We start from the raw sequence: 24743 nt of genomic DNA, 5'->3' as shown, positions 1-24743 counted from the left end.
TCATCTCTGTAGTTGAGAGTATAACCAGAACATGGCTACGGATCTGGCTTTAAAACCGCAAAATGAGAGCTAGCTCTAACTCTATTTTACATAAGCAAGATTATCTCATTATGCTCAACATATATGCGCATCTACTAAAGTTACTGCATAGATTGTAATATGACAAGTTTGATCTTTTTTTTACAAAGAAGTGACATTTTGTTCTTAGATTATAAAGTGTTGAGTTAATGCAGCGATCATTAAACTAAGGGATTAGCGCAAGGGGAAAATAAACATGTGTGTTGATGGAACCTTTATCCTTTTACATCGGTCTACTTTGGTAGTTAATTAAGTTCTGGTGATTAATAATCTCTATGAAGTGTATTTTGACCAAGGTGATACTTATTATTATCCTCACTGGGCAGTTTATTCTGACCCCAGCTATGGGTATGCCAAGTGCACTATTGTCTCTACTTCATAGCCAGCAAAATATGAATGAACTATTGGTAAAGCCAGAACCTGTGATCATGAGTTTGGCTACAATTAATTATTCATCGCGGGACACGACTACAGCTGTAATGGCGAAAGGTAAAATGATGTCTCATGGCTCATCGCCCTGCACTATGAGTCATGGTGGTACCAAGCTACTTGCTGGACTTGATTGCCAATCCCTATGTGACATCGTGGGTAACGGTCATTGTATCTCTCATGGTGGTTCGACTTTAGCCGCCTTGCATCAGTTGATACCATTAATGCCTTTAATTGATCAAAGTGCTGCGATCGCTGGATATATGTGGTCTGTGCAAACTGCCGAATTGGCACCTCTCTCTCCTCCTCCAATAAGTTAGTGATAGTTATTCATCAGTAATATTTATCAATAAACCTTAATCTGTTTATGCCTATTTAGGCTGGTGATTTTTAGCTGTAAGCACTGCCGTGCTTGAGCTAAGTCGCAGTAATAATTATTGGAGTTAGTCATGAAAAAATTAAACAAGGTTTCAGCTGTATCGCTATTTATCCTAAGCATATTAACCAGCGCGGTTGTCAATGCAGCAACCTTAATCATTCCGCCAGAACTTGAAGTGCAAGCATCAGGAGTTGTAAATGGCAGACATACGCAATCCCTTAAGTTAGATGCGGGAAAACAGCTTATTGAAGTCACTTATCGTGATCTTTTTGCTGACAACGCCGATGATTCTGGGGCATGGGTAAAATCTTCGCCGCTCTACTTTACGGTGACTCTTAGCGACGAAGATACTTATCGTATTGAACTACCTCAAATAAACAGCAAGCAGCAAGCCGAATCATTTTTAAAGCAGCCTAAGCTTAAGCTGCTGTCTGATAATGGACAGGTTCAAGCGGTCATGCTAATGAATCATCAGCAGTTGATGGCAAAAATTTGGCTGGATAATTAGTTAAATAGGGCTGTCAGAATTCAAATTATTGATCTTTGGAGCCTAGTTTCTGGTCGAATGTCAGTAAATTGTGAATTCAGTCAATGTTGTCTAGTTTTATCATGTTAGACTTAGGCTGCGTTATTATTAGGAAGTGTCATGCGTAAAATGCTGCGTCACCATACATTAGTTGCTTTTACTTTGCTCGCTATGCTGGGCCAGGTAATGCTATCTAATGGTTTTTCTATGGTGTCATATGCACAAGCGGATGAGATGCCAATGATGATGCAGCTGACAAATAGCGATGATTGTCATGAAAGCCAAGTTGAGATGAAATCCCATTGCTGCGATGGTGAGGAAAATGTGCTTCCCGCGACTCAGCATTGTTGCGAAGGCAATGGATATTGCAAGGGAGATTGTAATCACTGCTTGGTGATCTCTGTGATTGGAACGCTATTTACTGTTAAGCCTTGGCCAGGTTTTAACGGCTCAGAGTCTATTTTGGCCATTCAAATGCCTCATTTCCACTCCATCTCGTTAGGTTCTGCCCTGCGGCCTCCGATTGCCTAAAACAGTGTCTTAATCTGTTATCTGTTCGTCAGATCAGCAAGCGGTATATTTAATTAAAATTTATATAATTATCAGTTTTAGCCGATTTCTATTGTCGTGATTTCGATATCAATTATGAGCGCGTAATGCCGTAACATCCTTGATATTGTTCCCGGGAAAGATAGCTAAGGTTCATAACGATAATCACTTTATATTAGCCATTGATTGTTTAACACTTGCTTAGGCTCTGTGGGGTCATTCAAGGCAGCAATTGGGCGGTTATTTTGATGGAGTTAATCAATGAAAACACTTATCAGCCTGGTGCTGACAGCATTTATTTTTACTATTTCTGTACCTATGGTATTTGCCGAAAATCATGCTCAACATGAACATCACGGACAAAACTATCATTGCCCAATGCATCCTGAAGTAAAAGGTGAGAAAGGCGATACTTGCCCTAAATGTGGCATGAACCTAGAGCAAGTTGGTGCTATGAATGGACATCATGATGCTAAGCGTTGCGATAACTGCCCTAAGCATCAGCAGGCTCAACATATGAATGCGGCTTATGATTGCCCTATGCATCCTGAGGTGACAGGAAAAAAAGGCGATACATGTCCTAAGTGTGGTATGAACCTTGAGAAAAAAGTAAAGCGCGAGAAGACAGACAAGGCTGCTGAAGATGATGCTCAGCATCAACATCATTAGTAAATGAGTGGAAGTGAGGCATTATGAATCGTTTAAATATGAAGAATAAAAGTAATAAAGTCGCTTATTTACTAAGCCTGTTTCTGGTGGCCACCCCTCATCTGGCGTATAGCCAGCTTGAAGCTGTTGCAGCTAATCCTCTAGAGCATGCTGAGCATCAACATGGGGCAGGCCAGAAAACCTATGTCTGCCCAATGCATCCTGAAGAAACCAGCCATGAAGCGGGTAATCGCTGTCCTAAGTGCAACATGTTCTTGGTTGAGCAAGAGGCTGAATCGTCAAAAACCATGGATACTGTCGTTGCTGCGCAAAAAACTTATGTTTGTCCAATGCATCCCGAAGAAACCAGTCACGAAGCGGGTAGTCGTTGCCCTAAGTGCAATATGTTCTTAGTTGAGGAGGAAGAGGAGGAGCATGGGGCTAATCACGCTAATGAAAGTGATCTGCCACAGGCAAAAATGCAAGGAAACTCTGCCGAAACTGAGCTCTCTATTCTCGATGAGGCAAAGCCAGCGCCGCTAAATTCAGAACCCTCGATTAAATATGTATGTCCTATGCATGCTCATATCGTCAGTGATGTGCCTGGAACTTGTCCTATTTGCGGCATGAACCTCGAAAAGGTGGAAGTTGGTGGTAGCCAACAGCAGATAGAGATCGATGTCTCAGGCAGCATGCAACAGGCGTTAGCGTTAAAGGTCGCCAAAGCCGAAAAAGATACCCTGTGGAAGTTTGTTAGTACTGTGGGGCAAATAGGGTATGACGAGAGTGAAATCAATCATGTTCATGCGCGTGTAAATGGTTGGATAGAGAAGCTGGCCATTAAATCTGTAGGTGACAAGATCACTAAGGGGCAGATGTTGTATGAGATCTATTCGCCAGATCTTATCAATGCCCAAGATGATTACCTGTTGGCTTTGGGGAGTTTAAAGAGTTCAGGTAACAGTAAAAGTTATCAAGATTTAGTGCGCAGAGCGGGCTTACGTCTAGAGCTCTTAGGTATGAACAAGGAGCAAGTCGCTAAGTTAGCCAAAACAGAAAAGACCCAATACCGAGTGCCTTTTTACGCCCTGAGTAACGGTATCGTTAAAGAGCTTTCTGTACGGGATGGTATGTATATTCAGCCAGCGACAGAAGTGCTGTCTCTAGTCGACCTCTCTAAAGTCTGGGTGATAGCCGATGTGTTTGAGAATGAACAGAGTTGGCTGGCTATTGGTCAGCAAACAGAGGTATCTGTTCCTGCAATGGGACTTCAGGGAATCGAAGGGGTGATAGATTACATCTACCCTGAGCTCGATCCTATTACTCGTAGCTTAAGAGTGCGCATCGTGGTGCAGAATCCCGATGTCGTATTACGCCCTAATACCTTAGCTAAGATAGATATTTTTGGTGGACCCAATAAAGATGTTTTAGTGATCCCGCAAGAAGCCCTGATCCAGACGGGTAAAGACAATCGGGTGATCGTTAAGCAAGTCGATAGCAGTTTTGTGGCGAGGCAAGTGACAGTTGGCATGATGTCCCAAGGCAAAGCCGAGATTCTGAGTGGTATTAGTGAAGGTGAGCAGGTAGTGATTTCGGGCCAATTCCTACTGGACTCAGAGGCTAGCCTGAAAGGCAGTCTCATGCGTCTTAGCAGCGGCCATCGACACTAGGAGGCGTTATGTTAAAGAAGATTATTGAAGCCTCCATTCGCCAGAGACTGATGGTGCTCATTATCACCATAATGATCACTGTGTGGGGCGTACAAGAGCTCAGAAATACTCCCTTGGATGCGCTGCCAGATCTGTCTGATGTGCAGGTGATCATTAAGACGCCGTTTCCTGGTCAGGCGCCTAAGTTAGTCGAAGAGCAGGTCACTTACCCATTATCGACGGCGATGTTAGCCGTGCCTGGCGCTAAAACTGTACGGGGTTACTCCTTTTTTGGAGACTCATATGTGTATGTCATTTTCGAAGATGGCACCGACATCTATTGGGCGCGTTCGCGGGTATTAGAATACCTAAGCCAAGTGAGCAGCCGTTTACCTCAAGGGATCCAGCCTTCGTTGGGGCCTGACGCGTCGGGAGTTGGTTGGATTTATGAATATGCCTTGGTCGATCGTTCCGGCAGTCTCGACCTATCACAACTAAAAAGCTTACAAGATTGGTACTTAAAGCTTGAGCTACAAAGCGTCGCCGGGGTATCGGAAGTGGCTACGGTTGGTGGTATGGAGCAAACCTATCAAGTTGTGGTCGAACCTGACAAATTGGCGATCTATCGACTCGATATTGCCACTATCAAGAATGCCATCTCAAAATCGAATACCGAAGCAGGTGGTTCCGTTATCGAAATGGCCGAAGCCGAATACATGGTGCGCGCTAAAGGTTATCGGCAGACATTAGAAGACTTTCGCGAGATCCCGCTGGGGATAACCAGTCCATCGGGGACCCCATTACTGCTAAAGGATGTGGCTACCGTGCGTAAAGGGCCCGCTTCGCGCCGTGGGATTGCCGAACTAGATGGTGAGGGTGAAGTGGTCGGCGGCATTATTGTGATGCGCTATGGCGAAAATGCCTTGGCAACCATAGATGCCGTTAAGGCTAAGCTCGAGCAACTTAAAGCAGGGTTACCTCAAGGTGTTGAGATCGTCCCTACTTATGATAGATCCCATTTAATCGAAAACTCGGTGGAAAACCTATTCCATAAAGTCGTAGAAGAGATGGTTGTCGTGGGAATCGTTTGTCTGCTGTTTTTGCTGCATGCTCGTTCAACCTTAGTGGCCGTTATTACCTTGCCACTGTCGATCCTTATCGCATTCATCGTGATGAATAAGATGGGAGTGAATGCCAATATTATGAGCCTAGGGGGGATTGCGATCGCGATTGGTGCCGTGGTGGATGGCGCGATTGTAATGATCGAAAATATGCACAAGCACTTGGAGCATTTTAAAGACGAGCACCAACGTGCTCCCGATAATAAAGAGCATTGGGATATCGTCTCTAAGGCCTCGATTGAAGTGGGCCCAGCACTATTTTTCTCTTTATTGATCATTACCTTGAGTTTTGTACCTGTATTCTCACTCGAGGCGCAAGAGGGAAGGCTGTTTAGTCCCTTGGCCTACACTAAGACCTTCGCTATGGCCGCAGCGGCCGTGTTATCGATCACTTTAGTGCCGATCTTGATGGGCTTTTTTATCCGCGGGAATATCCCCAAAGAAACCAGTAACCCCATCAGCCGAGTCTTGATCGCTATCTATAAGCCTTCGCTTAATTTGGTGCTTCGTTTTCCTAAGATTACCTTAATCCTCGCTTTCGTTGCCCTGCTTAGTGCTTGGTATCCCGTCACTAATATGGGGAGTGAGTTTATGCCTGAGTTGGAGGAGGGGGACTTGCTTTATATGCCGACGGCTCTGCCAGGTATTAGTGCCAGTAAGGCGGCTGAGGTATTGCAGCAAACAGATAGGCTGATTAAGACTGTGCCGGAAGTCAAACGGGTATTTGGCAAGGTGGGGCGCGCGGAAACGGCGACAGATCCAGCACCATTAACCATGCTCGAAACCACTATTATGCTAAAACCTCGTGAGGAGTGGCGCGAAGGCATCGAATTGAAAGATGTGATTGACCAGTTGCAGAAAACGGTCAAAGTCCCTGGATTAACCAATGCTTGGGTACAACCGATTAAGACCCGTATCGATATGTTATCGACAGGGATTAAGACTCCCGTGGGGATTAAAATTACTGGGGCCGATGTCAACGAGTTACAAAAAGTCGGCGCCGATATTGAGGCGATATTAAGTCAGTTACCGAACACTAAGTCGGCCTATGCTGAGCGTGTTGGTGGTGGGCGTTATATTGATATAACCCCAAAACTTGATGTTGCCTCTCGGTATGGCATGACGCTGACCGATATTCAAGATGTGGTGCGTTACGCAATTGGTGGCATGGAGATTGGCGAGTCGGTGCAGGGAGCCGAGCGTTACCCGATTAATCTGCGCTACCCGCGTGCCTTGCGTGACAATATTGAGAAACTCAGAGAGTTACCCGTTATTACCAAGTCTGGCCATTATCTGCCACTGCGTAATCTGGCCGACATAGAGATAACCGATGGCGCGCCCATGCTTAAGAGTGAAAATGGACGTTTAATCTCATGGGTATTTGTTGATATTGAAGGGATCTCTATCGGTGAATATATAGATCAAGCTAAATCGGCATTGTCGCAGCAGCTGGTGGTTCCGGCGCGTTATAGCTATAACTTTGCTGGGCAATATGAATATATGCAACGCGTGGATGCTAAGCTCAAAAAAGTGATCCCAATGGCTTTAGGGGTGATCTTTATTTTGTTGATGATGACCTTTGGCTCAACCTTACAGGCCTCAATTATCATGCTCAGCTTGCCGTTTGCTTTGGTCGGCAGCACATGGCTGTTGTATCTGCTGGACTTTAATATGTCGGTTGCGGTTGCCGTTGGTATGATCGCGCTGGCAGGTGTTGCGGCAGAGTTCGGTGTGGTCATGTTGGTCTACCTCAACAATGCGATTGCTCACCGCAAAGATACTGGCGGGTATGAATCGGTAGGCGATCTTAAGGCGGCGCTTATCGAAGGTGCCGTGATGCGTATTCGTCCTAAGGCGATGACAGTTGCAACCATCTTCTTCGGTTTATTGCCCATCATGTGGGGAGCTGGATCGGGTAATGATGTCATGCAGAAAATTGCTGCGCCCATGGTCGGAGGGATGATCACTGCGCCGCTATTGTCACTGTTTGTGCTACCAGCCCTATATCTGCTGATCTATGGACGAAGCTTGGATAAGTAGCTAGCTAAATCGATGAAAAAAATAGCGCGACAAGGTATTTGGCTTTGTCGCGCTATTCTATACTTTGAATCTTTTTATCTATTACAACGACTAAGTCGACTACCAGTTGTTCTTACTTTTTGGCAATCTTTGCTCGTTTTAGTTACCGATTGATCATCGGTTTGATTTTCTGCATCACTGGTTGATGCACAACCTGCCGCACCGATTAATAATGTAGGTAGAAGAACCAGTATCCATTTTTTTAGCATTGTTAACATCCCTGATTTTTGAGTAATTTTTCGAGTAATAGAACCGGTAAAATTAACCAGAAAGATGTTTAAATACAATGGTACTCGCTTTACTTAGAAGAATAATCAGTCGTTAGTGCTACAATGCGTTTCCCGCTTATTGAGAGAATAGTTTTATCACAGAGAAGACGCCGCCCTGTGGATCATTTAACACCGAGAAACGCCCGACTTCGGCGATATCTGTCGGAGGCACGCAGACTTTCCCGCCAATCTCTGTCGCTTTAGCTACCGTGGCATCACAGTTTTCAACCATGATGTAGGGCATCCAGTGCGAAGGCGTGTCGCCCCATTCTGACGTCATCTCCATCATGCCGCCTATTGCAGTATCGCCAACAAGCCATTCACAGTAGTCAAAGTCATCCATTAGAGTGATTTGCGGCAACCAGCCGAGCACCTTGCTATAAAATGCTCTGCTGACGTCAGGCTTACGACAAGCAAGTTCGACCCAACATAAGCTATTAGGCTCATCTTTACGAATGGAGCCGATATGCTGCCCAGCTTGCCAGAGGGAGAAAGTCGTACCTTCTGGATCTTGGCATTGCGCCATCTGTCCCGCCTCACCAACACTATGAGGTCCTATTATGACCTTACCACCATGGGCTTTTATGGTTGCGAGGGTGGCATTTAGGTCGTCTACAGCAAAGTAGATCCCCCAGTGCGTCGGTACGTGCTGTTCCAGTGATGTTTCGGGGAGTTGGTACATGGCCCCAATATCGTCATTGTCGATGGCAAAAATGGTATAGATGCCTTCAGGGATCGGCATATCTTTGAGCTGCCAGTCAAAGAGTGCTGCGTAGAAGTGTTTACCTGAGGCGGCCTCCTGGCTCGCTAGCTCAATCCAGCAGGGACTACCATGCTGATAATGCGATATTTTCATGTAGGTATCCTTGTCTATAAAATCTCATTTAATATAAGTTAAGGTTAAGTTAAGTCTGCTTTTGGGTATCTGTCTACGCCGATCCGTTTCTTCACTGCTTAATACATTCATATATCGAGTGATAAAACTGTTTTGGCGTCATGAGATGTGCGCCGATTAGATTAAAGAGGTAGTAAAAATGACCTACCGAAGTCGATGTTTAGGGTTGAAAACAAAAAGGCGCTCATTGAGCGCCTTTTTAGTTGGTGTGGTGTGACTAGGAGCCGTAAACGGGCAGTAGGTCGGCCATCACCAATAGATGACAGGCGCCAGTGAGCAAGCCATAGGCTATGACAATTGCAATCACCGCCGTACCGCCAGGAACTTTAAAGCCCTGATTGTCTGGGAACATCTTTCTGGCTTTATAAGCCATTAATGCCGGGACAATGGCCGCCCAAATTGTTGCCGCAAGCGCGGCAAAGCCAATGGCGATTAAGAAGCCATTTGGAAATAACAATCCAAGTAAAGTTGGCGGTAAAAAGGTTACCGCAGCGGTTTTAAGACGGCCGCTACGTGACTCGTCGAAACCAAATAGATCCGCTAGATAATCAAATAGACCTAAAGTGACCCCCAAAAATGATGAGGCAACAGCCAGGTTAGCAAACAGGGTTAGCATGGTGGTGAGCCAGTCGCTTGCTATCACATCGGAAAGCGCTGCAACCAGCACTCCCATGTTGCCGCCTTTCGCTATAATGTCGACAAACTCGCTACGAGCAATGTTGCCCATCGTCGCCATCAACCAACACACATAGATCACGAACGCGATGAGGGTGCCAAGGGTGATCGCTTTAACAATCGTCCTTGAGTCTTTGCCATAGTATTTGACTAGGCTGGGAACATTGCCGTGGTAGCCAAAACTGACTAGACCAAATGGAATCGCCGCTAACATGTAGGGCAGGTAGGTCGCTTCACCATCGGGCACAAATAGCTTAGCTGGTTCTATATCTATGAGTAAATTACCGATAGCGAGGAAGAAGGTAATTATCATACCGCCGAGCATTATTGTCGTAATACGATCTACGGCCTTGGTACTAATAAATACAATGATCGCTAGCCCTAGCGCAAAGACCAAGCCAGCAATACTTTGTGGCAGTTCTATACCTAAGCCTGTCAGACTGTGATTCACAATAGAACCACCGCCGCTGATGTAGGCATAAGCCAAGATATACAAGACGAAGGCGATGGAAAGGCCATTTACTATGCGCCAAAACTGCCCCAAGGTATCTTTGGTTAAGGTATCGAAGCTGGCCCCGGGTTCAAAGTGTAAATTAGTCTCTAGCAATAATAGACCAGACACCAACATACAAAACCATACGCCCATCATCATCAAGAGTGAGTAGCTAAACCACATACCCGCACCCACAACAGGCAGAGAAAACATCCCAGCGCCCACGGCGGTACCGGCGATGATCATCGCTCCGCCTAATAATGATTTGCCAGAAGCGGCGCTCTTGGCCGCATTCATATGATTGGCCATTAGTCGTTATGCTCCGCAGCCACGCTATCGACGATAGTTTGTTTTACTGATGTGCGTAATAATTGATTCGCGCGGGCACGAATACGTTGCACATCCTCTTTATTAGCATTATCAGACAAGTAGCCTAGCTCTTTAAGTTTAACGCTGAGGGTGCCATAAAGTTTTTTATCGTAGAATTCAGGTGCGGTAATACCGTGTAGAGCCCCTAAGCGTTGGGCTAATTGATGGCTATCACTTTCAAGCGACGAGCGTTCAATATTAGGTGAGGCGGCCAAAATATTGAAAATAATCGCATAGCGTTGCATGGTTTCGCTGATACTACCTGCGAGCAATAGCAGTTGGTTCAATCGCTCTGGATTGACACTAAAGCGATGGGATTCAAGGATTAGCCCTTGCTCGATGAATAGATCCAGCAGCTTTTCCACGTAAGCTGGCACATCTTCAATCCCCATAAATAACTCTGCCTGCAACAGCGGATAGAAATCATTAACGGTATCGATGATCTCTTGGCGAGAGCATTGCTCTTGCTGAGTCAAGCAACTGGCAATTAATGAGGGAACCACCATGAGGTGAATAATATTATTGCGATAATAGGTCATCGCCACCGCGATATTTTCATCTATAGAGATGATGTCGCCTAATGAGTCGCTCTCTAGGGTAAATTTTTTCAGTTCAAGCCCTTGAGAGACGAGTTTGGCACCATCACCTTCGACGACAGAAGCAAATTCGGTATAGGGCAACTCTTTTAATAGTGTTAGGTAGAGATCGAGTTGCTTCTCAAGCAGAGAGCGTTCGAGTGCATTTTGTTCAGATGCTAACAATACTAAGCTAGTTAAGGTGACAGAGCTCACTGCCGCTGCATCGTTGATACGGGTCATTACGCGATTCGCTAAGGTGTTGACCACGGGCGTTAACCAGCTTGGCTTTTGCTCTGGGTCTTTTGCTAGCTCTTCGCGCCAGTCTGGTACCTGCTCGGTGAGGAAGTTGTGCAGAGTAATGGGCTCGCCGAAGTTAACATAACCTTGACCGAAATTACCCAGTTTACGAATGGCACCAAAAACCTGCCAAACTGACTCTTTTTTCTTCTTCTTACCACTAAGTTCTTTGTGGTAAGTCGCCACTTCCATTACATGGTCGTAGCCTAGATAGACGGGGACCAATGTTACTGGACGCTCGACGCCGCGCAACACGCTGTTGAGTGTCATGGCGATCATGCCCGTTTTGGGGGCAAGTAAGCGGCCTGTGCGCGAACGTCCACCTTCGGTGAAATACTCTACAGAGTAACCTTTAGCAAACAGTTGATCTAAATATTCGCGAAACACTGCGGTGTAAAGCTTATTTCCTCGGAAGCTACGGCGAATAAAGAAGGCACCGCCACGACGGAACATGGGGCCCGCTGGCCAGAAATTGAGGTTAATACCCGCGGCAATATGAGGTGGAACCATACCTTGATAGTAAAGGATGTATGAGAGTAACAGGTAGTCCATATGGCTGCGATGGCAAGGCACATAGACGATCTCATGCCCATCATGGTGTAGCTGCCGGACCAGCTCTGCGCCCTTGATATTGATGCCTTTATAGAGCTTATTCCAAAGCCAAGTTAGGAAACGCTCTGCAATACGCACTAAGCTGTCTGAGTAATCGGCTGCAATCTCATCGAGATACTGCATCGCGGTTTCGCGTGCTTTCTCTTCTGAAACCTTCTTGTTTTGCGCCTCTTCTTGAATCGCTTTTTTCATCGACTCTGATTTTAGCAGGGCATGAAACAGGTTTTGGCGATTAGGGAGTTGTGGCCCTGTCATCACCTTACGTTGGCGACGGAAGTGGACTCGTGCAACTCGGGCAAGTTTTTGCGCAATACGTTTATCAGTGCCATGTTCATCGGCCATGTAACGCAATGACATCGCATTGGAGAATTGCACAAAGTTGTGACGGCCTAGGAATAGGATCATCAGGCATTTTCGAAGCCAAGTTGGGTTTTCTCGCTCCAACACGGCCGCTTTCATGGTGTCATCTTCTTTGCCTGGGGTGCGGCCCCAATATAAGCTGACGGGCACCAATTGAATGTCCAGTTCAGGCTGTTGTTTATGGGCGCTTAACAAGCGAGTGAAGCTGTCTAGGTAATACTGGTTACCTTCACGCTTACCTAATAACGGCTTGCTGCCCTCGAGACAGACTACTCGTGGCGCGGTTTCACCGCCAACCTCAAGTGAAACATAGGGGCTAGGTAAACCGAGTTTGTCTGTGATCTCACTCAGTGCGGCAATATCACTGATCGATTCCGTTTTCATCACGTAGACCAGCGGTCTATCGGAGTCTAAATTGAGATCATCAAAAGGATCCTGCGGTACCACAATAGTGTGCACTAATTGCTTTTGGATCCAACGTAATGATTTAAACCAAAGAGAGTCTTGTTTTGACATTATTCTTTATGCATAGAGTCATTTTTAATAACTGCATAGAATACCAGAAAATCACCAGCAAACCCTAATTTGCGCATCACGCTTTGGTAAAGTACGGCTAAATCTCAGCTGTTAAGTTAATTAAAATGAAACAGCGCCAAAAATGGCGCTGTTACTCCTCTTTGATAGACGATTCTGATCAAGCTTTAGAACTGTCAGACCCCGGTATTTGAAAGCGTGTGGTTACATATTGGCAATAAAATCATCCGTTAGGATAACGCCAAGCGGTGCACCGCCACCTTGCCCATCGACGGTTGCCACACCGTATAATCCACCTGCGGCTAAGCCGACATTAAGTGGACCAATGGCGACTGTTTTGGTGCCTGATGGGGTGAGATAGATATCGACGTTACCGGCAGAATAAGAAGCATGAGCCACATTGAGCTTAGCTTTAGTTACCACGGCGCGGCGATTTTCCATTAACCCCCAAGGCTGAATGGCGTCATCACCGAGTGAGCCGACACCCAATACGCTATAACTTTGGCCTGCGGTTAGGGTAACTGGGGCTTCATCGATCACAATCACGTTATTGCTGGCATCTGCGGCAACAGTAACTGTGTGATCACTTTCTGGGACATTGAGATAACCCGTTACATCACCGAAGGCTAGCATATCCACTGCGGGAGTCGCTGCGCCATCGAGAAACACATCGACTGCAGGGGCATTGGCAACACCATGTACCACTCTTACATCGCTGCTAGCCATTTTGTCTAGCACTACCAGATGGGCCTCGTTAAGTGCGACCAAGAGCGCCACGTAGGAATCTCCAGTCCATGCATTTGGCATTGAACTGAAGAGTAGTGCAGGGTATATCCATTTTATTAGACTTTCCTTAATAATCGTCAGGTGTTTAGGCTTAATAAAAATATTCAGCAACTGAATTAAGCTATTTCCGCATTGACCTTGCTACTCTATTACTAGCCTTATAGTTCGATTATTTGGTATCTTTTATCGCATTTAATGCGCTTTTGTTTCGATTAATCGATATATAAACTTACTCCATTGTTTATCATTAATCCTGTTTTGAGGTGAGTTATGGCTAACGTTTTAGTATTGAAATCGAGTATTTTGGGTGACTATTCACAATCGGCTAAGTTAGTCGAGCATCTGCAGCAACATTGGCAAAATCAGGGCGCGCAAGTGACTGTACGTGACTTGGTGGAAAACCCATTGCCGATACTCGATGGCGAGATTGCTATGGCATTAAGAGGTGGTGATGATTTGTCGGAAAAACAGCAACAAGCGTTATTTCTGTCAGATGAACTTGTTGCCGAGTTAAAAGCTCATGACACCATTGTGATTGCTGCGCCAATGTATAACTTTAATATCCCCACTCAGTTGAAAAACTGGATCGATCTCATTGCCCGTGCAGGCATCACCTTTACCTACACAGAAACCGGTCCTAAAGGATTGATTGAAGGTAAACGTGCCGTATTAGTCACGACTCGTGGTGGTGTTCATAAAGGTGGTGTAACCGACCATGTTGTGCCGTATCTAAAGACAGTGCTTGGTTTTATCGGCATAGATAATGTTGATACGGTTTACGCAGAAGCTTTGAATATGGGACCTGAGGCGACTGAGCAAGGGATCAATTCGGCTAAACAAACCATTGACCAGCTAGTTGCTTAACCGTTTGTAATAAGCCGGTCACCGTTGATTTGCTATCGGCTTAGTTAACGTCAGTTTCTTTTTTCATCATCTATTTCGAGCCTATCTTTAAGGCTTACCAACAAACCCCTATTATTTGTCGGTAGAGCGCTATTTGGGTTGTCAGTTTGAATAGCGCTATTTTCTTTCAGTTTTTGTCGTTCAAGTTGCCATACTGATTGGTATTAATTTAACCTGAGTTCAGGTCAATTCACATAAGCTGCAGTCTTGGCTGTTACTGCTGGTTTCAACGTAGCGTACCTTATGACTTGCTAAATGGCGGTTAGCGCTAAACCTAAATTGCGCTTTGCTGCATTGCGGTGCCGTTAACTCAGGCTGAACTGTTTTATCTTTGGCTGTGGTGTTCATAATAAAGCCTTGGGCTGGTTCGGTTGGCAACAGAGTAGATCTTTTAACGATCCCCCGTTGATCGCACACTCAAAGCCATTGGCTCTCAGTATGTCACAGCCTTTTTGTGCCCGAATACCCGCACCACAATACAATACAAAGGCTTGCTGCTTATCTTTTTGATTGCCTAGCCAATGATCTAATCGTGCTAACGGAACATTGATTGCTTGAGGTAGGTGACCTTGAGCAAACTCTTCTGGTGAGCGAACGTCAATCACGTTTGCACCTTGCTCGATAAGTTGCCAACAATTTTCAGACGACTGGCTGCCAGAAAGTTTAGCTAAGATAGATTGAAACATTGTGTTACCTCAAACATCAATTAGAAAATATTCAATAAGATTATTCTAATTGATGTTTGAGTGCAAGCTCAGGTTTAACCACCATAAGCGAGGATGAGCTTTTTGCTTACCTTCGCCGCTCAACAGGCTCTCGTCATAAATACGCTGTTAGGATCGGAATGATAGTGGCCAAAAGGCTGGCAAAGTTGGAATCCAGATTTTTGATATAGCCGTCTCGCTGGGGTAAAAAATGCCATAGAGCCCGTCTCTAGGCTGACACGATTGATCCCAAGTTGTGCGGCATCTGCTATTAGATGGTGCAATATTTGCGTTCCAAGTCCTTGTTGACGATAGGCATTTGCAGTTCGCATTGACTTTATTTCACCATGGTATTTATCTAAACGTTTTAGCGCCCCACAGCCAGCAAGATGATCGCCATCCCATAATGTCCAAAAACGAATGTCAGGTTGTGACAGCGCCTGTATATCTAAGGTGTGGACACTATCAGCTGGCGAAGTAGCATACATATCGTCGCTATGTTGTTGTAGAAGTTGTACCACATTGGCGTTGCTTATAAGACCTAGAACGAACTGCATAAATAGCTCCAAATAGTGCGGGGTATCGTTATAGATTTAGCAAGGCACATGCCAAAGAGAAAAAGGTCGTAATGATTGCAGTGGAAATACCGCCGACGAGCGGCGGTATTAAAGATGATTTAACTGATTGGGATTAGTCACGCCATCTTTTGAAGATAAGCGATGTATTGATGCCACCGAAGGCAAAGTTATTAGTCATCACATAATCGGTATCGATCTCACGAATCGCGCCTTGGATATAGTCAAGTTTGCCACAGGCTGGGTCTATATTAGAGAGGTTCAAGGTTGGCGCAAACCAACCTGCATTCATCATCTCGATAGAAATCCAAGCTTCGAGTGACCCACAGGCGCCGAGGGTATGGCCAGTGTAGCTTTTGAGTGAAGAGATTGGCATGTGTTGACCAAATACCGCCTCTGTGGCTTGGGTCTCAGCGATATCACCACGATCGGTTGCTGTGCCGTGGGCATTAACATAACCGATAGCGTCAGGTTCAAGCTTGGCATCTTTTAGGGCCAATCGGATGGCGACTTCCATGGTATCGGCATTGGGTTGAGTGACATGGAGCCCGTCGGAGTTAGTACCAAAACCGACTAATTCAGCGTATATCTTGGCACCTCGTGCTTTGGCGTGCTCAAGTTCTTCGAGCACAAGAGTACAGGCTCCTTCGCCTATGACTAACCCATCTCGGTTGCTATCGAAAGGACTGGGTGTTAGCGCTGGCGTACTATTTTTCGTGCTGGTGGCAAATAGGGTATCGAACACCACCGCTTCTGTAGGGCAAAGCTCTTCACCGCCGCCAGCTAACATGAGATCTTGTTGGCCATATTTGATCGCCTCATAGGCATAACCAATTCCTTGGCTACCTGAAGTACAAGCGCTGCTAGTGGTATGTACGCGTCCTTTTAGACCAAAAAACACCCCGACGTTGACCGCTGTGGTATGCGCCATCATTCGAATATAACTAGTTGCGGTGACGCCAGACATATCACCTTCTTTAAGCATGTCGCCAAAGGCAATAATGGGATCGGTACTGCCCGTTGAGGAGCCGTAAGCGATTCCCATTGCGCCCGAAGTGACCACTGGCGAGTCGAATAAGTCTGCATCGATTAAGGCTTTCTCGCTCGCCCAAGCTGCCATTAGTGACACACGTCCCATGGAGCGAATTTTCTTACGAGAGTAGTGAGCTGGTTTTTCAAAGTCGGTGACAGGAGCCGCTAGACGGGTGTTTAACCCATCGTACAGATCCCATTCTGGCATGGTTTTTACGCAGTTCTTTTGTGCTTTCAAATTCGCCGCAATCGTTGGCCAATCATGACCTAAGGCCGTAACGCCACCAACGCCAGTAATAACCACTCGTCTTGTTGAATGCGCCATTAGATCATCCCGCCGTTTACTGAGATCACCTGACGGGTAATGTAGGCAGCATCTTCAGACATTAAGAAATTTGCCAGTCCAGCGATCTCTTCTGGTTTACCCATGCGGCGCATTGGCACCATCTCTTTAACCATATCTTTGGGAATATCGGCAACCATGTCGGTTTCGATAAGGCCAGGAGCGATACAGTTGACGGTAATTTTTCGTTTGGCTAGCTCTAGGCTTAGTGCTTTCGTCGCACCGATAATGCCCGCTTTCGAGGCACTATAGTTGACCTGACCGCGATTGCCTGCAATGCCAGAAACCGATGCCATAGTGATAATTCTGCCGCCCAGACGCGTCTGGATCATCGGCATGGTACAGGGGTGAATAACATTGTAGAAGCCATCTAAATTAGTGTGAACCACACTATCCCATTCATCTTCGGTCATTGCTGGGAAGGCGGTATCACGGTTAATCCCCGCATTTAATACCACGCCATAGTAGGCGCCATGTTGTTCAATATCCGTTTCGATGGCGGCTTTTACGCCTGTGCGATCGGCGACATCAAACTGTAGGCAGCTGACGTTTACGCCTAAAGATTCAAGTTCCGCCTGTGTCGCTTGTGCTGCTGGCAGATTACTGTGAAAGTGCAGTGCAATATCATAGCCAGTTTGAGCGAGTTTGAGCGCGATAGCTTTGCCTATACCGCGGCTGGAGCCTGTGACGAGTATTCGTTTATTGGTCATTACTTTTCTTCCTCTTGGCCTTGGATACTGTCCGATATGTAGGCTTGTGTATCTTGAGGCTGAAATACATTAACGTTGGCCTGCGCCACAACTTCATTGTTATGTACAATTTGACAATCAAACACGGCGAGCCCGCTATCTTCTTGATATAAACGGGTGACGCGGGTTTGGTAGTGTTCGCCGTGCTTATACGCTTGGATATCGAGCTTGAGTTTGCGGGTACCGAGCAGGAAGCCTATCTTAATCGGTTCCTGTTTGGCTTTTGCTTCTATTCCAGCTAATGCTGCAATACTCTGTGCCATATACTCAATCCCAACATAGTTAGGAACCGATTGAGTCGCAGGATCGAAATAAGCGCTTTGTGCACTAATGTAAACATCGGTTAGCAAGGTATCTGTTTGATGTTCCAGTAAGTTGTCTATCAATATCATCGGCGCGCGATGAGGGATGAACTCGGCTACATCGAGATGGGCTAGTGGATAGTCCATTGTTATAGATTGACTCATAGGTTTAGATCGTCCCTCGGCAAAAAATTACGCTGGCATTACTACCGCCAAAGGCAAAAGAGTTACTCATAATATAGTTTAATTTAGTGTGCATATTTGATTGGACGAAGGGCAATAGGGGGTTATTTTCATCCCATAGATGGTCACCCAGTTGCGGCGGCATCCTGCCAGTAACGTTGAGTTTAGATAGTAGCAAGAAACAAAACGCGGCTTCAATGGCCCCTGCAGCGCCAAGCGCATGACCACTTAAGGGTTTAGTCGAGCTCATCATTGGTAAGGATTGACCAAACACCTTAGCCAGCGCTCGACTTTCCATAGCATCATTTTTCATGGTAGCCGTACCATGCAAGTTGATGTAGTCAATTTGATAGGCATCTATGTTGGCGTCTTTTAGTGCCATTTCGATGGCGGCGATGGCGCCAGTACCCTCTGGATGTGGCGCCGAGATATGATGTGCATCGCTCGATTCGCCCACGCCAGCCAGCATGATTTCGCTCTTGCCACGCACTAAGGTGAAAAGGGCTGCACCTTCGCCAATATTGATGCCATCTCGATTAATACTAAAGGGCTGACAATGGCCTTTAGAGATAGATTCTAGTGAGTGAAAGCCATTTAAGGTGAGTTTACATAGACTATCGGCACCGCCGACTATGACCATGTCGCATACACCAGCATTCAATAAGCGCTTGGCACTAGCAAACACTTTTGCACTGGAGGAGCATGCCGTGGACACTGTATAGCAAGGGCCTGAAAGCTCGAAATAATGCTGCAAGAAATCACAGCTATTGCCTAACTCCTGTTTGGAATAGAGGTAGTCATCTGGCAGAACGCCATGCTCCATTCGATAAGCCAGTGCATTTTCGCCTCTTGCGATCCCTGAGGTGCTCGTGCCTAATATGATGCCAATCCGTTCAGTGCCATATTGAGTTTTTGCAAGCTCAACCTGCTGCTCAATCTGCTGAGCTGCTGCGAGTAATAGTTGATTATTACGGCTGCGAAAGCGTTTAAAATGCTCTGGGATCTCGGGTAAAACCGCGTCGACTTGGCCAACTAACACCTGAGTGTTAGGGATTAGATCATCGCGCCATTGCATGCCATCGGTGTTTCCTTCAAGTAGATGGGTCAAGACTTGTTCTGGAGTTTGTCCTAGCGGCGTACATAGTCCCAAGTGGGTGATCGCTATCTCTGTCATCGTATCCATTCTTCTTCAGTGGTCGCGAAATCGCTACTCAATCGGTGTTATCTTCAGCGTAAGTTTAGCTTGGGCTAGGGTGAGCACTATGTTCGCTTGCCATAGGGATTGCTTACTGTAGCGAATATCAACAATCTCTCTGCCACTGCCACTGCCACTGCCATTGGTTTTGCCACCTATATCGCCACTAGCATATAGTTTTCTACACATCATCGCTTCGCAGGCGGGTGAAGTTATTATGCCTCCTTGTAAATGGCGATTTAGATCGTCAAGGGGCCAATAGATTAATTGCAGCAAACCGAGCAGATACTCGGCCTTAAATTGGTCGCCAAGTAACAGACTCTGTTCGCTATTTAACAGCTCACCATCGAAGGTCAAGGTAAACAGGGCTTGTCCTAAGGGGGCTAAACCAACAAGTGTTAGCTGCTCAGGGCTTAACTCCAGTTGGCTCATGAGTTGGTGACGCTTGCCATCGACGTCTAAATTAACTCTTTGGCTCTGTGAGTGTTGACTATTTTGTAGCAGAGGCGCGAGACAGTAATCAAGATCTGTTGCCAAAGTCATACAGGTTTGTCGTTGCAGATGTTGAGCGCAGCCACTCATGCCGATAACAACCCATAGGAGTATGAGAGAGCGAATCAAGCTGTGCTTTGTCATTGGCAGAGCTCAACGATCATATTGAGGCGTCGCTCCGATTCAGTCACAAATGGATTATTTTCATCCCAAGCGTAGCCTGCCAAGATAGAGCAGATCATCTGTTTGATCTTGGGATTGGGTGACTCATAAAAAATCACATCTTGGAAGCGGCCGTCGTACCAAGCTTCTACGTAGGTTCTAAAAGTATCGACACCACGCATCAATGGCTTCGCGTAATCCGTTTGCCAATCGATGACTTCGCCATTGAGTTGTTTGACTACACATTTAACGGCCATAGAGGCTGATTGCATCGCGATGGTGACACCTGATGAAAATACTGGGTCGAGGAACTCTCCCGCATTACCGAGTAAAGCAAATTTGTCACTTGCTAGAGTACTGACATTGGCCGAATAACCTTCGATACGTGCACAGTCGCGTACAATTTTTGCTTTCGAAAGCAGCTGCTTTAGGCGAGGTTCTTGCTTCACTAAGCGCATCAATACTATATCTAAATCTTCATTAAGATCGCCCAGTAGATGAGGTTCGCCGACGACGCCAAGTGAGCAGCGGCCCCCACTAAAGGGGATTAACCAATACCAGATATCACGATTTTCAGGATGAACACTGATGAGGATCTTATTGCGATCAAACTGATAGTCATCCATTTCGACCTGATCGATATTGTCTTCGATATGGGTAAATACCGCGGTGCGACTGGCTAAGTTAGATGGTCGCTCAAGATCTAACAAGCGGGGAAGTACTCGACCAAAACCACTCGCATCGAGCAAGTATTCGGCGCTAATTTGATAAGGTTCATTATTCGCATCGAGAACCGATAATCTGGGTTTATCGGTGAGGTCGACAGCGGTAACCGTTTCGCCGTAACGTATTTCGACTCCCTGCTGTGCGGCGGTATCGGCTAGCAACTTGTCAAAGTGGCCACGCTCAACTTGGAAAGTAGTGCCAGGGCCAGGGGTAAATTTATCAGTGAAATTAAACAAAATTGAACGGCCTTTCGAGTTAAACGCCGCGCCATTTTTAAACTGGTAACCCGCATCATTTACCGCTTGGGCCATGCCGGCTTCTTCAAGCATTTGCATGCAACAGGGGAGTAAACTTTCGCCGATAGAAAAACGGGGAAACAGCTGCTTCTCTATCACTAACACTCGCTTTCCCTGTTGGTGTAATAAGCTTGCTGCGACGCTACCGGAGGGGCCTGCACCAATAATAACCACATCATAATGAGTTGTTGGTATCACTTGTCAATCCTTGTAAAAGTGTAAATAAACGGCGAGAGCAAGAAGGTGACTGCAATGCCGAGCAATAATGTTAAGCCAAAGTAATGAATCGCTGGCGTTTGACTAAAGGCCAGCAGGCCGAACGCCAATAATGTGGAGCAAGCTGACATAAATACCGCCATCATCACTCCTCTGCCTTGTTTGCTTTCGGCGAAAAACAGGCTGTAATCCACCCCAATGCCAAAGACTAGGATCAGAGCGAGTGCATGAAACAGGGTTAAGGGGGAGGCAAATAGTCCAAGCATCGCTAGCGTCATTATTGCAGCCAAGGCAGGGACGGCAGTCACTCGCATTGCGAGCTTAAATCCAAAGCGCAGCGAGAATATCGCACCAGCGATCACCAAGGAGAGAACCAGTAGACCTAAGGTGAGGCTTCGGTACTTCGCCATCACCTTGGAGATATCAGCGACCTTATCTATCAGTTGGGTATGGGCTATCGGGGTAATGATTGTTTGCAGCTGGTTTAGATCTTTGATCCCACCAAGCAAGACTATTGCGCCATATTGATGTTCATTGTCTTTTGGTGCTAACCAAAGTGGGGTAAATAGGCGACCCGCTGGGGAATTGAGGAAAGCCTCTGGTTCAATGAACAGATCTTGGCTCAGTGCATATTGGCGTTTTATCTCTAGGGCAAGTGTTTCATCTAGCCCCAATCGGCTCAGTGACTTATCTATTTGGCTATAGATCAATTCTTGCAGTCGGTAGTTATCTTGTTGCCTTGCATGGCTAGGAATATAGCTGGCCAGGTTAATAGCATTACCAATGACACCATCTTGTTTAAGTTTGTTAAGTGGAGTGGTGAGTGTTTCTAAATTTTGTAATAGTTGCTGTGGGCTATCGCCTCTGACCAATAGAAACTGATTGTCGGTACCACCGCTAAGTAGTTGACGTAAGGCTTTTTCCTGCTTGAGCACCTTATCAGGACTTTGCTGTAGAGAACGAATGTCGTCATCGATATCGAGTTGCCATAAACCGATCAGCGTTGCCAAGGAAAGTGTCCCAAGCGTGGCGAATACAAGGGGGCTTGGCTTGGCGTATTTGAGTTTTGCTAGCCAAGTTAAGTAAGCGGTTGCCCAATTAAGTGGCCGAGGACGAGGTGTTAGGCTGCTGTTGGCGATCTTTGGATAGGCAAACACAAGGGTTAAAAATGCCCCTATAAGCCCAGCGGCGCAAAAAACCGCCACTTGCTGCATACCTGGAAACGGCGTGAGCCCTATCCCTAGGTAAGCTAAAACCGTGGTCAGCAGCGCTAATAAGGCAGCTGGGAATACATGACTGACCGAATCTGTTGCTGAATCATCGATATGGCTGAGCCGCTCACAGTAAAAATGAAAGCTATAATCGATAGCTATGCCTATCAAGCTGGTACCAAAAACTAAGGTAAGTAGGTGGAGCTCGCCAAAGATAAACAGAGTCGAAACCGTTGCATATAATAAACTGGTGGCGATGGTCAGGCTGGCTATCACTAACGGAAAAACAGAGCGAAAGGCGAACCAAACTAAGGCAATGACACCGATGAGAGAGGCTAACCCAAGAGTAGATACTTCGGCTTTGGCTTGCTCAGTTGCCGCACTAGCATGAAATAGTGCCCCAGCCTTGAGTACTTCCAATTGCGCGTCTTTGCCTAAGTGTACCGTGACCTCGCTGAGCGCATTATCTAAGGTGGTATTTTGCGCTTGTTGTACGTCAGGGTTAAAGGCGCTACCTACGCCTTTTGCCATCACGATAGCGGCGTGCTTCATGTTTCCCGACTCGTCGGTGACAGAGGTGAGCAATATTCCCTGGGCGCTATGCAAACGCTGGCTTGGTGCCAGTGCCTTTAAATTGTCTGGATAGAGTAATAAGGGATCTTGGCTCAGTAGACTGCTATTGGCATATCCAAAGGCATTGTAAAGCTGGGATAACGCATTTGCCTCTAATCTCGATATTTGTCCATTTTCAATCAGGGCTCTTTGCTGCTCTGTCAGCAACTTAAATCGATAGGGGAAATAGAACTGATTTAACGATTGGGCGCTATCGATATCGGCACTCTTTACTTGAGTAAAAATGTCTGGGTACTGGTGTAATGCATCGATAAGCTGCTGAGCGGCAGTGACCGCTTGAGCTTTGGTTTTGGTGATTAGCGCGATATAGAGCCTATCGGCAAGCTGCTGCTCGACTCGACTGATGGCCCTCTGGGTTAATGGCTCCTCTTGTAGCTTAGGCAACATAGCGAGGATGTCGCTTTGGATCTTGGCTCCTTGTTGCAACTGGATCGCGCCCAAGACTGTGACCATCAGTAGTAACAGCAACCAAATACCCAGTCTACTATTTACCGATAGTCGGTTAAGTTGATAGCTAAGAAGGGCGATCATGGCGTGGTTAAGGATTCTGGCGAGGTTACAGATTCAGTGGCCGTAGCATCCAAGAAATAATCTAGCTGCTTGTCGCTGAGTGGCGCATTGTTCAGTTGCTCAAATTTTATTTGACTGCGATCGCCGTTACTACTGAGTAACGTCAAGCTGTCTAGTTGATGACTGCCCTGCAAAACAATGCCGCTCATCGCTTTAGCTAAAAGCGAATCTAGGGGGATTAGCCCTAGTTGCCAACCCTGTTCACCTTCAACAAGATGAAGACTAAATTGCTCGGCGAGTGGGGCGATATTTCCCTTTAAAAGCGCGCTCATCAAGGTCGGCATCATCTGTGCTAAGTTACTGGCCTCTTGATTGTCGCTTGCCTGAGTCAGCTGCTTATTGCCGTCGCTATCGATCTGTATTAAGTTGCCTTGGGTCAATATGAGTGCACTTTCAAATGGGCTATGTTGCAGCCAAGCCAAGCCCAATTGTTCTTTGAAAATAAACTCACCTTGGCTGATCAAAGGCTGCTTAAGTACCTTTAGATAACGGTACTGGGTAAAGTGACCCTGGGCGCTTTCACCTATATTTAACTGTTTTGCGAGCCGCTCAAGCTGGACATTGTTTACTTTGGCGTTAAAAAGAGCCTCAAAAGAGGGGCTTTGTGCCGCATTGCTATACAGACTCAGTGTGCATAGCCAGCAAACGAGTATCGGCAGTCGAAGAGTGGTGAGCAGCCTAGTCATCTTATTGCTCCTGTTTTATATCGACAAGGTGAGCGATTTTTTCGCGAAAACAGTCGGGTGTTACAAAACAGAGCTCGTTATTAAGCATGTTAACTGCAGCTTGGATGGTGTAGCCCTTCGTTAGGCGTTTATTGCTGTCTAAATCACGGACTTCATAATTAATTTTGATGCGATTTTCCCATTCAATTAATGAGGCGATCACCTTAATCTTCTGATCGAAGGTGCTCGAATGAGCATATTTTATCTGGGCATCGACTATCGGCCATGCATAACCAGAGGCCTGCATTTTCCGATAGCCATAATCAATCTCATCGAGTAACTGGCAACGAGCAACTTCAAAATAGCGTAAATAGTTACCATGCCAAGTAATGCCCATAGAGTCCACATCATGAAAGGGGATAGTCATCTCCATAGTGGTTGTCAGTATTGCTTTCATTGC

At 46.2% G+C, this 24743-nt stretch carries 23 protein-coding genes; 7 read left to right on the top strand and 16 right to left on the bottom strand.

Translation table 11 applies throughout. The features are described 5' to 3' along the window. Positions 1–353: 353 nt before the first annotated feature. The 6 genes from K0I73_RS17375 (at position 354) to K0I73_RS17350 (ending at position 7419) form a co-directional block, all read left to right on the top strand. Positions 354–827 carry a hypothetical protein gene (locus tag K0I73_RS17375; RefSeq protein WP_220062277.1) on the top strand — a complete coding sequence of 158 codons (474 nt, stop codon included), beginning with the start codon at positions 354–356 and terminating at the stop codon, positions 825–827. A 129-nt stretch (positions 828–956) separates the two neighbouring features. After that, a complete protein-coding gene (locus tag K0I73_RS17370; protein ID WP_220062276.1) occupies positions 957–1394 on the top strand; it encodes a DUF2057 family protein in 438 nt (145 codons plus the stop codon). 138 nt (positions 1395–1532) lie between these two features. After that, positions 1533–1943 carry a hypothetical protein gene (locus K0I73_RS17365; RefSeq protein WP_220062275.1) on the top strand — a complete coding sequence of 137 codons (411 nt, stop codon included), beginning with the start codon at positions 1533–1535 and terminating at the stop codon, positions 1941–1943. Between the two features lie 279 nt (positions 1944–2222). Further along, positions 2223–2630, top strand: coding sequence for a heavy metal-binding domain-containing protein (locus K0I73_RS17360; protein ID WP_258405227.1), 408 nt, complete (start codon positions 2223–2225; stop codon positions 2628–2630). Between the two features lie 23 nt (positions 2631–2653). Then, a complete protein-coding gene (locus K0I73_RS17355; protein WP_220062274.1) occupies positions 2654–4279 on the top strand; it encodes an efflux RND transporter periplasmic adaptor subunit in 1626 nt (541 codons plus the stop codon). An 8-nt stretch (positions 4280–4287) separates the two neighbouring features. Further along, positions 4288–7419 carry an efflux RND transporter permease subunit gene (locus K0I73_RS17350; protein ID WP_220062273.1) on the top strand — a complete coding sequence of 1044 codons (3132 nt, stop codon included), beginning with the start codon at positions 4288–4290 and terminating at the stop codon, positions 7417–7419. Between the two features lie 384 nt (positions 7420–7803). Here the strand turns inward: K0I73_RS17350 and K0I73_RS17345 are convergent, their stop codons facing one another. From K0I73_RS17345 to K0I73_RS17330, 4 genes are all read right to left on the bottom strand, one after another. After that, positions 7804–8583, bottom strand: coding sequence for a VOC family protein (locus tag K0I73_RS17345; RefSeq protein ID WP_220062272.1), 780 nt, complete (start codon positions 8581–8583; stop codon positions 7804–7806). Between the two features lie 256 nt (positions 8584–8839). Then, a complete protein-coding gene (gene mtr / locus K0I73_RS17340) occupies positions 8840–10099 on the bottom strand; it encodes a tryptophan permease (RefSeq protein WP_220062271.1) in 1260 nt (419 codons plus the stop codon). After that, positions 10099–12522 (bottom strand): glycerol-3-phosphate 1-O-acyltransferase PlsB, encoded by a 2424-nt coding sequence (plsB, locus tag K0I73_RS17335; RefSeq protein ID WP_220062270.1) that lies wholly within the window; start codon positions 12520–12522, stop codon positions 10099–10101. The genes mtr and plsB overlap by 1 nt, the downstream gene beginning before the upstream one ends. A 222-nt stretch (positions 12523–12744) precedes the next feature. After that, entirely contained in the window at positions 12745–13317 is a 573-nt protein-coding gene (locus K0I73_RS17330) for a DUF4397 domain-containing protein (protein WP_220062269.1), read from the bottom strand. A 279-nt stretch (positions 13318–13596) separates the two neighbouring features. Between K0I73_RS17330 and K0I73_RS17325 the strand changes: the two genes are divergently transcribed. Next, positions 13597–14190: an FMN-dependent NADH-azoreductase gene (locus K0I73_RS17325; protein WP_220062268.1), complete on the top strand. Its 594-nt coding sequence runs from the start codon at positions 13597–13599 to the stop codon at positions 14188–14190. 219 nt (positions 14191–14409) lie between these two features. On the opposite strand, the gene K0I73_RS17320 is transcribed toward K0I73_RS17325, so the two are convergent. The 12 genes from K0I73_RS17320 to K0I73_RS17265 all read right to left on the bottom strand — a co-directional run bounded on the left by K0I73_RS17320 (position 14410) and on the right by K0I73_RS17265 (position 24740). Then, positions 14410–14577 carry a hypothetical protein gene (locus K0I73_RS17320; protein WP_220062267.1) on the bottom strand — a complete coding sequence of 56 codons (168 nt, stop codon included), beginning with the start codon at positions 14575–14577 and terminating at the stop codon, positions 14410–14412. Next, positions 14574–14915 (bottom strand): rhodanese-like domain-containing protein, encoded by a 342-nt coding sequence (locus K0I73_RS17315; RefSeq protein ID WP_220062266.1) that lies wholly within the window; start codon positions 14913–14915, stop codon positions 14574–14576. Before K0I73_RS17315 ends, K0I73_RS17320 begins: the two co-directional genes overlap by 4 nt. 119 nt (positions 14916–15034) lie before the next feature. Then, the gene (locus tag K0I73_RS17310; RefSeq protein ID WP_220062265.1) at positions 15035–15490 is read right to left on the bottom strand and encodes a GNAT family N-acetyltransferase; all 456 of its coding nucleotides are present in this window, start codon (positions 15488–15490) and stop codon (positions 15035–15037) included. A 133-nt stretch (positions 15491–15623) separates the two neighbouring features. After that, positions 15624–16865 (bottom strand): beta-ketoacyl-ACP synthase, encoded by a 1242-nt coding sequence (locus tag K0I73_RS17305; RefSeq protein WP_220062264.1) that lies wholly within the window; start codon positions 16863–16865, stop codon positions 15624–15626. Beyond that, positions 16865–17593 carry a 3-ketoacyl-ACP reductase FabG2 gene (locus K0I73_RS17300; protein ID WP_220062263.1) on the bottom strand — a complete coding sequence of 243 codons (729 nt, stop codon included), beginning with the start codon at positions 17591–17593 and terminating at the stop codon, positions 16865–16867. The genes K0I73_RS17305 and K0I73_RS17300 overlap by 1 nt, the downstream gene beginning before the upstream one ends. Then, positions 17593–18099 (bottom strand): hotdog family protein, encoded by a 507-nt coding sequence (locus tag K0I73_RS17295; protein ID WP_220062262.1) that lies wholly within the window; start codon positions 18097–18099, stop codon positions 17593–17595. The genes K0I73_RS17300 and K0I73_RS17295 overlap by 1 nt, the downstream gene beginning before the upstream one ends. Before the next feature lie 4 nt (positions 18100–18103). Beyond that, entirely contained in the window at positions 18104–19291 is a 1188-nt protein-coding gene (locus K0I73_RS17290; RefSeq protein ID WP_220064438.1) for a beta-ketoacyl-[acyl-carrier-protein] synthase family protein, read from the bottom strand. A 33-nt stretch (positions 19292–19324) separates the two neighbouring features. Beyond that, positions 19325–19948, bottom strand: coding sequence for a DUF3261 domain-containing protein (locus K0I73_RS17285; RefSeq protein ID WP_220062261.1), 624 nt, complete (start codon positions 19946–19948; stop codon positions 19325–19327). Beyond that, positions 19945–21186, bottom strand: coding sequence for an NAD(P)/FAD-dependent oxidoreductase (locus K0I73_RS17280; RefSeq protein WP_220062260.1), 1242 nt, complete (start codon positions 21184–21186; stop codon positions 19945–19947). The genes K0I73_RS17285 and K0I73_RS17280 overlap by 4 nt, the downstream gene beginning before the upstream one ends. Then, positions 21183–23579 (bottom strand): MMPL family transporter, encoded by a 2397-nt coding sequence (locus K0I73_RS17275; protein ID WP_220062259.1) that lies wholly within the window; start codon positions 23577–23579, stop codon positions 21183–21185. Before K0I73_RS17275 ends, K0I73_RS17280 begins: the two co-directional genes overlap by 4 nt. Next, positions 23576–24304 (bottom strand): outer membrane lipoprotein carrier protein LolA, encoded by a 729-nt coding sequence (locus K0I73_RS17270; RefSeq protein ID WP_220062258.1) that lies wholly within the window; start codon positions 24302–24304, stop codon positions 23576–23578. Before K0I73_RS17270 ends, K0I73_RS17275 begins: the two co-directional genes overlap by 4 nt. A gap of 1 nt (position 24305) precedes the next feature. Beyond that, positions 24306–24740 carry an acyl-CoA thioesterase gene (locus tag K0I73_RS17265; RefSeq protein WP_220062257.1) on the bottom strand — a complete coding sequence of 145 codons (435 nt, stop codon included), beginning with the start codon at positions 24738–24740 and terminating at the stop codon, positions 24306–24308. Positions 24741–24743 lie beyond the last annotated feature (3 nt).

This window comes from Shewanella mesophila, from assembly GCF_019457515.1.
GTDB classification, from domain to species: domain Bacteria; phylum Pseudomonadota; class Gammaproteobacteria; order Enterobacterales; family Shewanellaceae; genus Shewanella; species Shewanella mesophila.
The sequence above is the reverse complement of the archived record's forward strand: the minus strand, read 5'-3'. Positions and strand labels throughout refer to the sequence as shown.

Excerpts from the sequence above, each read along its gene's own strand:
- K0I73_RS17375 (WP_220062277.1), top strand. The coding sequence starts at position 354 with ATGAAGTGTATTTTGACCAAGGTGATACTTATTATTATCCTCACTGGG.
- K0I73_RS17370 (WP_220062276.1), top strand. The coding sequence starts at position 957 with ATGAAAAAATTAAACAAGGTTTCAGCTGTATCGCTATTTATCCTAAGC.
- K0I73_RS17365 (WP_220062275.1), top strand. The coding sequence starts at position 1,533 with ATGCGTAAAATGCTGCGTCACCATACATTAGTTGCTTTTACTTTGCTC.
- K0I73_RS17360 (WP_258405227.1), top strand. The coding sequence starts at position 2,223 with ATGAAAACACTTATCAGCCTGGTGCTGACAGCATTTATTTTTACTATT.
- K0I73_RS17355 (WP_220062274.1), top strand. The coding sequence starts at position 2,654 with ATGAATCGTTTAAATATGAAGAATAAAAGTAATAAAGTCGCTTATTTA.
- K0I73_RS17350 (WP_220062273.1), top strand. The coding sequence starts at position 4,288 with ATGTTAAAGAAGATTATTGAAGCCTCCATTCGCCAGAGACTGATGGTG.
- K0I73_RS17345 (WP_220062272.1), bottom strand. The coding sequence starts at position 8,583 with ATGAAAATATCGCATTATCAGCATGGTAGTCCCTGCTGGATTGAGCTA.
- mtr (WP_220062271.1), bottom strand. The coding sequence starts at position 10,099 with ATGGCCAATCATATGAATGCGGCCAAGAGCGCCGCTTCTGGCAAATCA.
- plsB (WP_220062270.1), bottom strand. The coding sequence starts at position 12,522 with ATGTCAAAACAAGACTCTCTTTGGTTTAAATCATTACGTTGGATCCAA.
- K0I73_RS17325 (WP_220062268.1), top strand. The coding sequence starts at position 13,597 with ATGGCTAACGTTTTAGTATTGAAATCGAGTATTTTGGGTGACTATTCA.
- K0I73_RS17320 (WP_220062267.1), bottom strand. The coding sequence starts at position 14,577 with ATGAACACCACAGCCAAAGATAAAACAGTTCAGCCTGAGTTAACGGCA.
- K0I73_RS17315 (WP_220062266.1), bottom strand. The coding sequence starts at position 14,915 with ATGTTTCAATCTATCTTAGCTAAACTTTCTGGCAGCCAGTCGTCTGAA.
- K0I73_RS17310 (WP_220062265.1), bottom strand. The coding sequence starts at position 15,490 with ATGCAGTTCGTTCTAGGTCTTATAAGCAACGCCAATGTGGTACAACTT.
- K0I73_RS17305 (WP_220062264.1), bottom strand. The coding sequence starts at position 16,865 with ATGGCGCATTCAACAAGACGAGTGGTTATTACTGGCGTTGGTGGCGTT.
- K0I73_RS17300 (WP_220062263.1), bottom strand. The coding sequence starts at position 17,593 with ATGACCAATAAACGAATACTCGTCACAGGCTCCAGCCGCGGTATAGGC.
- K0I73_RS17295 (WP_220062262.1), bottom strand. The coding sequence starts at position 18,099 with ATGAGTCAATCTATAACAATGGACTATCCACTAGCCCATCTCGATGTA.
- K0I73_RS17290 (WP_220064438.1), bottom strand. The coding sequence starts at position 19,291 with ATGACAGAGATAGCGATCACCCACTTGGGACTATGTACGCCGCTAGGA.
- K0I73_RS17285 (WP_220062261.1), bottom strand. The coding sequence starts at position 19,948 with ATGACAAAGCACAGCTTGATTCGCTCTCTCATACTCCTATGGGTTGTT.
- K0I73_RS17275 (WP_220062259.1), bottom strand. The coding sequence starts at position 23,579 with ATGATCGCCCTTCTTAGCTATCAACTTAACCGACTATCGGTAAATAGT.
- K0I73_RS17270 (WP_220062258.1), bottom strand. The coding sequence starts at position 24,304 with ATGACTAGGCTGCTCACCACTCTTCGACTGCCGATACTCGTTTGCTGG.
- K0I73_RS17265 (WP_220062257.1), bottom strand. The coding sequence starts at position 24,740 with ATGAAAGCAATACTGACAACCACTATGGAGATGACTATCCCCTTTCAT.